At 67.8% G+C, this 10,966-nt stretch carries 12 protein-coding genes and 2 tRNA genes; 6 read left to right on the top strand and 8 right to left on the bottom strand.

Annotated features, from left to right (window positions below; all coding sequences use genetic code 11):
- Nucleotides 1-107: 107 nt before the first annotated feature.
- Together Q0379_RS16095 and Q0379_RS16090 are read right to left on the bottom strand one after the other, a co-directional pair.
- Nucleotides 108-181: transfer RNA gene (locus Q0379_RS16095), tRNA-Gly, on the bottom strand.
- Between the two features lie 78 nt (nucleotides 182-259).
- Nucleotides 260-345, bottom strand: a tRNA-Tyr gene (locus Q0379_RS16090).
- A 173-nt stretch (nucleotides 346-518) separates the two neighbouring features.
- Between Q0379_RS16090 and rlmB the strand changes: the two genes are divergently transcribed.
- From rlmB to Q0379_RS16075, 3 genes are read left to right on the top strand one after another with little or no spacing between them, the layout of a single operon-like run.
- Entirely contained in the window at nucleotides 519-1,349 is an 831-nt protein-coding gene (gene rlmB, locus Q0379_RS16085) for a 23S rRNA (guanosine(2251)-2'-O)-methyltransferase RlmB (RefSeq protein WP_299010997.1), read from the top strand.
- A gap of 11 nt (nucleotides 1,350-1,360) precedes the next feature.
- Nucleotides 1,361-1,732 (top strand): hypothetical protein, encoded by a 372-nt coding sequence (locus Q0379_RS16080; RefSeq protein WP_299010993.1) that lies wholly within the window; start codon nucleotides 1,361-1,363, stop codon nucleotides 1,730-1,732.
- Between the two features lie 58 nt (nucleotides 1,733-1,790).
- Nucleotides 1,791-2,531 (top strand): TerC family protein, encoded by a 741-nt coding sequence (locus Q0379_RS16075; protein ID WP_299010991.1) that lies wholly within the window; start codon nucleotides 1,791-1,793, stop codon nucleotides 2,529-2,531.
- 4 nt (nucleotides 2,532-2,535) lie between these two features.
- Here the strand turns inward: Q0379_RS16075 and Q0379_RS16070 are convergent, their stop codons facing one another.
- The 3 genes from Q0379_RS16070 to Q0379_RS16060 are packed head-to-tail and all read right to left on the bottom strand — an operon-like array spanning nucleotide 2,536 to nucleotide 5,080.
- A complete protein-coding gene (locus Q0379_RS16070) occupies nucleotides 2,536-2,955 on the bottom strand; it encodes a hypothetical protein (RefSeq protein ID WP_299010988.1) in 420 nt (139 codons plus the stop codon).
- Nucleotides 2,952-3,962 carry a phosphotransferase family protein gene (locus Q0379_RS16065; RefSeq protein WP_299010985.1) on the bottom strand — a complete coding sequence of 337 codons (1,011 nt, stop codon included), beginning with the start codon at nucleotides 3,960-3,962 and terminating at the stop codon, nucleotides 2,952-2,954. Before Q0379_RS16065 ends, Q0379_RS16070 begins: the two co-directional genes overlap by 4 nt.
- Nucleotides 3,959-5,080, bottom strand: coding sequence for a hypothetical protein (locus tag Q0379_RS16060; protein WP_299010982.1), 1,122 nt, complete (start codon nucleotides 5,078-5,080; stop codon nucleotides 3,959-3,961). Before Q0379_RS16060 ends, Q0379_RS16065 begins: the two co-directional genes overlap by 4 nt.
- 109 nt (nucleotides 5,081-5,189) lie before the next feature.
- On the opposite strand from Q0379_RS16060, the gene Q0379_RS16055 reads away from it, so the two are divergent.
- Nucleotides 5,190-5,576 carry a DUF423 domain-containing protein gene (locus Q0379_RS16055; RefSeq protein WP_299010979.1) on the top strand — a complete coding sequence of 129 codons (387 nt, stop codon included), beginning with the start codon at nucleotides 5,190-5,192 and terminating at the stop codon, nucleotides 5,574-5,576.
- Here Q0379_RS16055 and Q0379_RS16050 read toward each other — a convergent pair.
- Nucleotides 5,567-6,784, bottom strand: coding sequence for a multidrug effflux MFS transporter (locus Q0379_RS16050; RefSeq protein ID WP_299010974.1), 1,218 nt, complete (start codon nucleotides 6,782-6,784; stop codon nucleotides 5,567-5,569). The genes Q0379_RS16055 and Q0379_RS16050 overlap by 10 nt on opposite strands.
- Before the next feature lie 132 nt (nucleotides 6,785-6,916).
- Between Q0379_RS16050 and Q0379_RS16045 the strand changes: the two genes are divergently transcribed.
- A complete protein-coding gene (locus Q0379_RS16045; protein WP_299010971.1) occupies nucleotides 6,917-7,894 on the top strand; it encodes an alpha/beta hydrolase in 978 nt (325 codons plus the stop codon).
- 207 nt (nucleotides 7,895-8,101) lie between these two features.
- Here Q0379_RS16045 and Q0379_RS16040 read toward each other — a convergent pair whose 3' ends face one another.
- On the bottom strand, nucleotides 8,102-8,359 hold the full coding sequence (locus Q0379_RS16040; protein ID WP_299010968.1) for a low temperature requirement protein A: 258 nt from the start codon (nucleotides 8,357-8,359) through the stop codon (nucleotides 8,102-8,104).
- Between the two features lie 87 nt (nucleotides 8,360-8,446).
- On the opposite strand from Q0379_RS16040, the gene pip reads away from it, so the two are divergent.
- Nucleotides 8,447-9,436, top strand: a complete 990-nt coding sequence (gene pip / locus Q0379_RS16035) for a prolyl aminopeptidase (RefSeq protein ID WP_299010966.1) — start codon at nucleotides 8,447-8,449, stop codon at nucleotides 9,434-9,436.
- Nucleotides 9,437-9,587: 151 nt separating this feature from the next.
- Here pip and Q0379_RS16030 read toward each other — a convergent pair whose 3' ends face one another.
- Nucleotides 9,588-10,691, bottom strand: a complete 1,104-nt coding sequence (locus Q0379_RS16030; RefSeq protein ID WP_299011000.1) for an FtsW/RodA/SpoVE family cell cycle protein — start codon at nucleotides 10,689-10,691, stop codon at nucleotides 9,588-9,590.
- Nucleotides 10,692-10,966: the final 275 nt, after the last annotated feature.

Below are 10,966 nucleotides of genomic sequence, written 5' to 3'. Positions count from 1 at the left end.
GATGGTGCCGATGTTGCAGTGCGGCTTAGTACGTTCGAACTTTTCCTTGGCCATCGTCTCTACCTTCGCGCCGGCGGCTGGGTTGTTGGGAATAACTCTCGGGGAGCTGGAGCGGGTAGCGGGAATCGAACCCGCATCCTCAGCTTGGAAGGCTGCTGCACTACCATTGTGCTATACCCGCCAAGCTGCGGGGTCGCGATCGGCTCCCGGTCTCTGGCTCTGGAGCGCCCTCGCCTACCTCGAAAACTCGTCGCGCGCATGGTGGGGGAAGTAGGACTCGAACCTACGAAGGCTTACGCCAGGGGATTTACAGTCCCCCCCCTTTGCCACTCGGGACATTCCCCCAAGCACGCGATGGAGTTCCGAAGCCGGCGGCCTTTATCCGCTTCGACGAACGACGGCAAGCCGTCAAACGCCGATGCGAAACAAAAGCTTCTTGGACCGGTGACGGACGATGCTAAGAGCAGCGCCGGCTGGCCGAGAAGCCCTCGGGGCCCCAAATCGGAGCGCGTCTTATAGTGTCCTCTCATTCCGAACGCAACGACCGGAAACGCCCTTCTGCACAAGGACGCGATTTTCGTTCCAAGCCCCGGAAACAGAACGACTTTTCCAGGGGTCAAGGCGACGCCAAGGACTGGATTTGGGGGACTCACGCCGTCGAGGCGGCGCTTTCGAACCCCCATCGCCCCGCCCCCAAGCGCCTTCTGGCGACCTCGGATCGGGCCAAGCGACTCGCCCCCGACCTGCAGAAACTTTCCTGCCTGCAGGTGATGGAGGGCCAGGAGATCGCCAAGCACCTGCCCCAGGGCGCGGTGCACCAGGGCCTGGCTTTGAAGATCGACGAGCCCGAGTCGCTGTCGATCGCCGAACTGGCGGCGTCCGGCGAAGGCTTCCTGGTGATGCTGGACCAGATCACCGACCCCCAGAACATCGGCGCGATCTTCCGCTCGGCCGCAGCGTTCGGCGCCAAGGGCGTCATCCTGCAGGACCGCCACGCCCCCGCCCTGACCGGCGTGCTGGCCAAGACCGCCGTCGGCGCGGTGGACAAGGTGCCCTATGCGCGCGTGGTCAATCTTTCCCGCGCCCTCGAGGAGCTGGCCGAGCTGGGCTGGCGCGGCGTGGCCTTGGCCGGCGAGGCAGAGCAGACCCTGGACGAGGTGCTGGACGGCGGCCCCACCGTGCTGGTGCTCGGCTCGGAAGGCGAAGGCGTCCGGCGGCTGGTCGCCGAGCACTGCGACGTGCTGGGCAAGATCCCGATGCCGGGCGGCTTCGAAAGCCTCAACGTCTCGGCGGCCGCGGCGATCGCGCTCTATGAAGCGTCCAAGCCGCGCGGCAAGGCGGCGGTCTAGGGCCTCCGCCCATGCGCCGCCGCGCGACAGGCCTCGCCGCCCTGGCCTTGGCGGCGCTGATCGACGCCCAAGCCGGCGTCGCGAGCGCCTCAACGGCCGAGACCCAGGCGCGACTGGCGAAGGCGCGGCCAGTCGCGACCCAATCCCTCCCCTCGCCCCCTAGACCGGTCACCGCCGACCAGCCGCCCGCGCGCCAAGAGCCCCTGGCCGCGCCGCCGAAGCCCGATCTCCCACCGACCGAGGCGTCCGCGCCCCGGGCCGCGCCGAGATCCGCGCCGCGTCACGACGCCGGCCTGATCCTGCTGATCCCAGCCCTGATCGCGCTGGTCGCGTTCGTGCGATGGTTTGCACGGCGTCGCCGACCGGCGTCGAAGCGCGTTTAGGTCCGGCGCGACGGTTTTGCGTCTTGCATCGCCCGGCGCGTCATCCCATTGAGAGCGCATGTTCGACACGTTGATGGCCCACTTGGATGGCTTTCAGGGACCGCTGACGGCGTTCCTGCAAGTCCTGATGATCGACCTCGTCCTGGCCGGCGACAACGCCGTGGCCGTCGGCCTCGCCGCGGGCGGCCTGCCGGTCAAGGACCGCAAGAAGGTCATCCTCTACGGCCTGGGCGCGGCGGTCGTGCTGCGGATCAGCTTCGCCCTGATCACCACCTGGCTGCTGGGCGTCATCGGCCTCCTGCTGGCCGGCGGCTTCCTGCTGCTGTGGGTCTGCTGGAAGATGTGGCGCGAGCTTCGCGAGCAGGCCTCGCACGACCAGGCCGACGCCGTCGCCATGGTCGATTCCGATCCCAACACCGAGCCGCGCGCCCGTCAGCCCAAGTCGTTCAAGGCCGCCTTCATCCAGGTGCTGATCGCGGACGTCTCGATGTCGCTGGACAACGTGCTGGCCGTGGCCGGCGCGGCCCGCGAGCACCCGGCCATCCTGGTCTTTGGCCTGCTGCTGTCGATCATCCTGATGGGCCTGGCCGCCAGCGCCATCGCCAACCTGCTGCACAAGCACCGCTGGATCGGCTTCGTCGGCCTGGCGATCGTGTTCTACGTCGCCCTGCATATGATCTGGGAAGGCCACCGCAGCGTGGTGATGGACCTCAACGAGACCGGCGCATACAACGCCGCCGCCCCCGCCCCTCTGGACATCAGTCCCGAGGAAGTGGCCAAGCACAACCGGCACAAATAGCGGTTCAGCGCCCCGGCAAGGGCGGCATGTCGAGCCGGCGAAGATCCGCCATCGTCGTGTAGAGCCGCAGAATTGCGTGATGCCGCGCGGTGTCGCCGCTCTCCTCCACCGCCTCGTGCAGGCGGATCAGGGCCTGGCGCAGGCGGGCGTTCGCCGCGTCCAGGGCGCCGAGCGACAGATCGTCGGTCCCCGCGAGCGCTTCCACCGCATAGTCGCTCGCCGCCTCGTCGAGCGCCGCGCGGATCGCCGCGTTCTCGGTCGTCCTGGCGGCGATCCCCCGTTCGGCCTCCTGGGCGGCCAGCAGCGACAAGAGCGCCACCACCGCCACCTTGCCGGCCATGAACTCGCCCTGCTGCTCGGGCGGCGGCGGGTCGATCATGCACATGAAGTTGCCGACCAGGATGTCGGGCAGGCTGGGCGTCATGACAGGTTCTCCCACCGCATCAGGGCCGCCGCCAGGATCTCGTCGTGACGGCGGGCGGTGTACCAGCCCGAGATCGCCAGCACCGGGTCCTTGAAGCCGCCGTCGCGGTATTCCTTGGCCGCCGAGGTCCAGATCGCCTGGCCCTTCACGGCGTTGAACAGGCTCCACCAGGCCAGCGCCGTCTCGTCGATCGCGAGGCCGCTGGCCTGCTTCCAGATCGCCAGCGCCTTCTCGCGCGGCAGCATGCCGGCGACCTTGTCGGCCTCGAAGTGGCCCCACAGCGGATCGATCGCCCAGCCCAGGTCCTCCAGCGGATCGCCCAGGTGGACCATCTCCCAGTCGAGGATCGCGAGGATCTTCCCCGCGCCGTCATGCAGGAAGTTGCCGGTCCGGTAGTCGCCGTGCACCACACGGACGGCCTGGGCCGGCGGCGGCGGGCGGCGGCGCAGGGCGCGGATCGCGGCCCAGACGATCGGTTGCGGATGCTGCTGGTCGGCTTCGATCACGCCCGCCCAATGGTCGAGAGCGATCTTCCAACAGGCGTCCGGCGCGGGGGCCTCGGCGGCCTTGGCCAGCGGCAGGCCGGCGGGATCGGCGGCGGCGATGGTCCCGAGGATCGAGAAGAACTGCTCGCCGATGGCCCGGGCGTGCTCGCCGTATGGGACGACGGTGAACGGCGAGGCGGCCGTCCCGCCCTCGACCCGCTCCATGATGAAGAACGGTCGCTCCAGCTCCGCGCCCTCGGCCTCCATCGCCACCGGACGCGGCACGGGCAGACGGTCGTGAAAGCTCTCGAACGCCAGATATTCCTGGTTGCGGTCGGTCTCGATCAGGCTGCCCGGCGGATCGCGGCGCAGGATCAGCGGTCGCTCGCCCTTCGCCGTCCGGGCGCTGAACCGATAGGTCTCGCGGCTGGCCCCGCCGGGAATGCGCGAGAGGTCGACGACCGTGACAGCCTCGCCCCACACGCGCGACAGATACGCCTCCAGGCGTTTGGCGAGGCTCATGGGGCCATGTCCAGGATCGAGGCGAAGCCGGACGGCGCGTGCGGGCCGATCGCCAGCTGCTCGAAGACCCCCCGCCCCTTCCGCGTCCGCCCCGCGCCATCGACATAGGTCACGTTGCTGAGCGCCTGCACGTGCAGGTGCTGCGGAACCGCGCGGTCGAGCTCCGCCGTGACGAAGTCCTCGCGCTCGACCTTCAGCTTGCCCTGGTTCAGCCCGTGACCCCAGGTGGGGTGCGTGTAGCCCAGCCCCAGCATGAAGAACTCGCGCTTGGGCTCGACCGTCATCTTGCCATCGGCGCCGAAATCCAGCGTCGCGGCGCGGGCGTGGCGCGTGCCGCTCTTCCAGTGGATCGCGCAGGAGGCCTCGGCGAAGCCGCCAAACTCCAGCTCGCGCCCGCCGTCCTCCAGCCAAAGCGCGCGGCGGTTCCAGGCCCGGCCCAGCTCGTCGTCATTGGTGTGGAAGAAGAGCCCGCCGTCCTCGAAATTGCAGGGCGCCCATAGCCAGAAGAACTGCGGCAGCGCGGGCGGCGCCAGCTCCTGCGGGTCGCGCGCGCCCACGGGCCGGACGCCCCAGGAGCGGTCGCGCGTGCCGACGAAGCCGTCGAGGCTGGACCGTACGCCGTCGACCTCGATCCAGCCGGAATAGCGGCCGTTCTGGGTCAGGCGGGTGTAGTCCATGAAGGCGCGGGGGCCGTTGCGGCGGACAAAGCGCGGCTCTTCGATCGGAAAGGCGCGGCCTTCGAAGACGATCTCGGCGGCGATCCCCTGCTCGGGCGCGGTCACCGTCAGCTTCAGGCGCTTCAGCGGCTCGATCACGGTGATGGCAATCGGCCCGACGGTCAGGTCCATCCGCTCCATCTGCAACCAGCGGCTGGCGTGCAGATTGACCTGCTTGCCGTCCTTCATCACGCAGAAGGCGGCGTCGGCGATGTTCAAGTGCGGATAGACGCCGAAGGCCGCGGCGAAGAACAGGTCGTCGCCGTCCCCCTCTCCTTGTTCTTGGGAGGCCGCGTAGCCGTTGAAGAAATAGCGGTCGTAGAAGTTCCGATCCGTGCCGGCGTAGGCCACCGGCTCGGGCGTCTGATGGATCGGGTAATCGTCGCCCCAGGTGAGCGCCATGCCGTCCTCCCCTAGATCGCGCCGGGTCTCTGACGGACCGGCTTTACGTCCAGATGAACAACGTTAAGGTCGCGCCCGACGATTGCAACGTTTCCGGAGCGTCAAGGCGATGAGCGGGTGGACACCCAGGACCTGGACGGGTCTGGCGGCGGCGAGCGGACTGCTGGCGGTGGCCTTCGGCGCCTTCGCCGCGCACGGCGTTCATGATCCCAAGGCGGTCGAGTGGCTGCACACGGGCTCCCAGTACCAGATGAGCCACGCCCTGGCGGTGTTCGCCGCGCTCGCCCTGCATCGGGCCGGAGCAAGGCGAATGGGCTTGGCGGCGGCCTTCTTCCTGGGCGGGACCCTGCTGTTCTCGGGCTCTCTCTACGCCATGGCGCTGGGCGCGCCGCGCATCCTAGGCGCGATCACCCCGTTTGGCGGCCTGTCGTTCATCATCGGTTGGGCCGTGATGGCGGATCGGGCCTTCCGGATGCCCGTCGAGCCTCAGGCCTGAACCTTCGCCCCGCCCGGCAGAGCCAGGAAGAAGATCGCCAGCGACGAGCCGACCAGGCAGGCGAACATCACAGCGGCCACCGGGCGCGGCGTGCCGTCATGCAGCAGGCCGCCGACCCAGGAGGCCAAGGCCCCGGCCCCGAACGAGGCCGAGCCCATCAGGGCTGAGATCGAGCCCGCCCGGCGCGGATCGACGCTGAGCGCGCCGGCCATGGTGTTGCCGCCCATCAGGCCATAGACCGACAGCGCCGCGAACAGCAGCGGCAGCACGGTCCACTGGCCGCCCCAGCCGGTCCAGGCGGCCAGGGTCAGCAGCAAGGCCGCCACGATCGAGGCGATGCTGGCCTTGCGCAGCACCTGGTCGGGCGTCGAGCGCCGCAGCAGCCAGCGATTGACCTGGCTGGCCCCGATGATGCCGACGGCGTTCAGCGCGAAGATCAGGTTGAAGGTCATCGGCGTATGGCCGTAGGTCCCCATCACCAGGTCGGGCGCGGTCGAGATGTAGGTGAACAGCACCGCCCCGTTCAGGGCCCCGGCCAGGGCGTAGCCCACCAGCCGCTTCATGCCGAACAGCGCGATATAGGCGCGGAGCGGGTGCTCGGCGCGGGCGTGGGCCGCGGTCTCGGCCGAGCGCGATTCCGGCAGGCCAAGCAGCACCCAGCCGCCGATGATCACCGCGAAGCCGACCAGGGTCCAGAAGACGCCGCGCCAGCCGGCGACCAGCTGGACCACGCCCCCCAATTGCGGCGCCAACACCGGCGCCAGGCCCATGATCAGCATCATCAGCGAAAGGACCCGCGCGGTGTCGGTCTGGCTGAAGCGGTCGCGGACCACCGCCCGGGCGACCACCGCCCCGGCGCAGCCGCCCAGGGCCTGGACGAAGCGCGCCGCGATCAGGGTCTCGATATTCGGCGCTAGGGCGCAGACCATCGAGGCCGCGAAGAAGACCGCGATGCCGATCAGCAAAGGCGGCCGACGGCCCAGGCGGTCGGAAGCGGGCCCATAGATGAACTGGCCGATCGCCATGCCGGCGAAGAAGGCGGCGAGCGTCGCCTGGGTTTGTTCGGGACCGGCGTGCAGCGAACGCCCGATCGCGGGCAGGCTGGACAGATACATGTCGATCGACATCGGGGCGAAGGCCGTCAACGCGCCGAGAAGAACGACAAGTCGCCAGGGAACGGCGGCGGGCGGCGGAGCGGCTTCGGTCATCGACGCTTTTTACGCGCGTTCGCCAGCGAGGAAATACTCAATGGCGAATTCTCGCTCACGGGTTGCGCGCTTCTGACGGGCGCTTCAAGGTGAACATCAATCATATAAGAACGCCAAGGGAGACGCCTGTTCATGACACCCCTGCCCGCGCCCCAGTTCGCCGACGTCAACGGCATCCGCTTGGCCTATTACGAGGCTGGACCGCGCGGCGGCGTTCCCATCGTCTTCTGCCACGGCTTTCCGGAGCTGGCCTTCTCCTGGCGTCACCAGATGGCGGCCCTGGCCGCGGCGGGCCGCTGGGTGATCGCGCCCGATCAGCGGGGTTATGGCCTCACGCCCGGTCCCGAGGCGGTCGAGGCCTATGACATGGAGCACCTGACGGGCGATCTGGTCGGCCTGCTAGATCATCTGGGCGCGGAGAAGGCGATCTTCGTCGGGCACGACTGGGGCGGCATCGTCGTCTGGGCCATGCCGCTGCTGCATCCCGACCGTGTCGCCGGGGTGGTCGGCCTGAACACGCCCTTCATCCCGCGCCTGCCGTTCGATCCGATCGAGATGTTCCGCAACGCCTATGGCGAGGACATGTACATTGTCCACTTCCAGAAGCCGGGCGTCGCCGACGCCCAGCTCGGCGCCGACGTTGAGAAGACTCTTCGCTTCTTCATGCGCCTGCCCAAAGGCACCCAGGACGACTTCGCCTCGCGCCCGCCCGAGCAGCGGAGCCTGGCCCTGCAGGACGCCCTGGCCCACTACGACCCGGCGAGCGACGATAACCAGTTCCTGTCGCCCGAGGAGCTCGCGGTCTTCGTCGAGGCGTTCAAGCGCACCGGCTTCACCGGCGGCATCAACTGGTACCGCAACTTCAGCCGCAACTGGCGCATGGCCGAGGGCTGGCCGGGGCGGATCGACGGGATCCCCTGCCTGATGCTGATGGCCGAGCACGACGTCGTGCTTCCGCCCTCGATGGCCGACCGCATGGGCGACCAGATCGGCGATCTCGAGAAGGTGCTGATCAAAGGCAGCGGTCACTGGACGCAGCAGGAAAAGCCCGCCGAGGTCAACGCCGCCCTGCTGGACTGGCTGGACCGGAAGTTTCCGCTGGCAAGTTGAGGGGCAAATTACAAGCAGGCATATATTCCCGCCTTCCTGGGCCTTGTGCCCAGGACCCATTGTTCCGCGCTCGCTGGATTCAACAAGTTCTCTAGGCCGTCCAGCCTCGCCTCGACCGAATATCCGAGCCTACCGCCGACATGGGTCCTGGGCACAAGGCCCAGGAAGGCGAGTGTTTTTCTTCGACGTTAGCAACTCCACCCCGCCCTAGCTGGCGTTCAGCAGCAGTTCGGCCCGGCGACGCATGGCGGCCGCCAATTGCAGCATGGCCAGGGCGGTGACCTCGTCGCGCTCGGCCGCGCGGATCGAATAGACATTGGCCATGGCGAACAGCGCCTCGACCCGATCGACGCCCTCGGCGCCGAACATCTCGCCGATCTGACGGTCAAGCTGCGCCAGCTGCCGAGGGTTAAGCATCTCGAGCAGTTCTTCGTCGGTGTAGTCTTCAGGCGCCGGCTGAATCATGGCCCCAGAATACAGCAGCTGTGGAAAGGCGCGAGCCCGCGCGATCCTCCGTTCACAGGCGAACGAAAACCACGTTAGGGTTAGCGGATGGATCGTCATGCTTCCGCCGCCGCCATGAGCTCTGTGGGTCGTCGCGGCCTGTTCCGCGAAGTCGAGCCGTTCTCGTTCGGCTGGATGCCGACCGGCGGCCCGCACGAGATCTATTACGAGGAATGCGGCAATCCGCGCGGCAAGCCCTGCGTGATCCTGCACGGCGGCCCCGGCGGCGCGGTCAATCCGACCATGCGGCGGTTCTTCGACCCGTCCAAATGGCGCATGGCGCTGTTCGACCAGCGCGGCTGCGGCCGCTCGCGGCCGAACGCCAGTCTGGACGACAACACCACCTGGAGCCTGATCGCCGACATCGAGCGCCTGCGCGAGCACCTGGGCGTCGAGAAGTGGACCGTGTTCGGCGGGTCGTGGGGATCGACCCTGGCCTTGGCCTACGCCATCACCCATCCGGACCGCGTCGATGGTCTCGTCCTGCGCGGCATCTTCCTGCTGACCCAGAGGGAGCTGGGCTGGTTCTATCAGGACGGCGCCTCGATGCTGTTTCCGGACGCCTGGGAGCGGTTCCTGGCCCCCATTCCGGAAGAAGAGCGCGGAGACCTGATGGCGGCCTATCATCGCCGCCTCACCTCGACCGATCGCCGCGTCCAGGCCCGGGCCGCCGCGGCGTGGAGCCAATGGGAGGGCGACACCATCTCTCTGCGCGGCCCGGAGGCGCGCCCGCCCAAGTTCAACGAAGAAGACTTCGCGATCGCCTTCGCGCGGATCGAATGCCACTTCTTCACGAACAAGGGCTTCTTCGACGAGGACGGCTGGATCCTGAAGAACATCGACAGGATCCGCCACATCCCGGGCTGGATCGTCCAGGGCCGTTTCGACGTGGTCACGCCGCTGGAGAGCGCCTGGAAGCTGCACAAGGCTTGGCCCGAGGCGCGCTTTGACATCATCTGGGACGCCGGGCACGCCTCGACCGAGCCGGGCGTCATCGACGGCCTGGTCCGGGCGACGGATGCGGCGCTGACGCTGTAGCCAATTCATCCGATTTCCCCGGCGAATGCCGGGGTCCAGATCGAACACACGAACGCCTGATCACTCGTCTCGACCTTGAGGCGCGCGCTCCCAAAACGCTCAGGATGAATCTGGGCCCCGGCATTCGCCGGGGAGGTCGGCTTATAAGGATTTAGACCAGCGAGCCCTTGCCGCTGGTGACCTCGGTGTAGCGGTGCACGCGCACGGCCTGGACCAGGCCGAAACCGATCATGACCGTGCCCATGACGGTGCCGCCGTACGACAGCATCGGCATCGGCACGCCGACGACCGGGGCCATGCCCATGACCATGGCGCCGTTGATCAGCACATAAAGCGAGAAGGTCGCCGTCACGCCCGCCGCGGCCAGCCGGCCGAAGTGGCTGTGGCTGATCGAAGCGATCCGCAGCGCCATGAAGATGGCCGCGCCATACAGGAACAGCACGCCAAAGCAGCCCACGAAGCCGAACTCCTCGGCCAGGGTGGCGAAGATGAAGTCGGTCTGCTTCTCGGGCAGGAAGTTCAGCTGGCTCTGGGAGCCCAAGCCAAAGCCCTTGCCCAGCAGCCCGCCGGACCCGAGAGCGATCTTCGATTGCAGGATGTGGTAGCCGTCGCCCGAAGGGTCCTGTTCCGGGTTGAGGAAGGTCAGGATCCGGTTGCGCTGGTAGTCGTGCAGCCCGAACATGATGAAGGGCGGAATGGCCACGAGCGCGGCGCCCGCGCCGGCCGCGCCCGCGCTGCCATTGTACGCCGTGCTGCTAGTGCGGCCCGCGCCACCGGCGCCACCCGTGAACTGACGGCGGCGGTGTCGCACGCCTACCTGGAAGTCAGCAGCCGCAAATGCCGCATCAATACGGGGGTCTTGGCTGAACACGGCGCATATGACGCGTGCATCGACTTCGACACCCAGTCGCGCCTCCAGGGCCTCCCATGCCTGCAGCAACTCAGCAAGGAGTTGGTCCAGATCAGGAGGGCTGTTCGGACGAAGCAGTCGATTGCTGATCGCTGAAACGTAGCCGTGGAATACACCATGGCCTTGGGCCGCCAGGAACTGTCGCAAACACAGCAGGCTTGCCTGAGCCTCTTGAGTGGACGATGCCGAGCGGACCGCCTGGGTTGCATCGATCCAGGCGGTCTCGGGCGTCGGGCCTCCGATTCGCTGGAGATAGTCCTGCAACTGGATGTCGATCTGCTCAAACTCCGAGGGCCCCAGCGCGGCTTCAATGCGGCGGTAGAAGTGATCCGTCCGAGTGGCCATGGCCTCAACCACCTGCTCGATGAGCCCGTTGCCGCCCGGGTTGGCCTCCGAGATCCACAACTGGACTTCAGCTCGCTCCTTGCCTTCCTCCGTTGGACCTGGTTCGGTGTCGACCATGAGGTCGTCCGGGTCCACCTGGGGGCAAGCTTGCTGGATGGCGTCCATGAGGGCCGCCGCAAACGTCTGCAGTTGGGCCCGTCTGAGCCAGTCATCCCAAGCGGCATCAATAGGCTCGGCCAGGATCTGGTGCGCCAAAGTGGCGAGGGCGTCGCGTG

The sequence above is a fragment of the uncultured Caulobacter sp. genome, assembly GCF_937900395.1.
Taxonomy (GTDB): domain Bacteria; phylum Pseudomonadota; class Alphaproteobacteria; order Caulobacterales; family Caulobacteraceae; genus Caulobacter.
The sequence above is the reverse complement of the archived record's forward strand: the minus strand, read 5'-3'. Positions and strand labels throughout refer to the sequence as shown.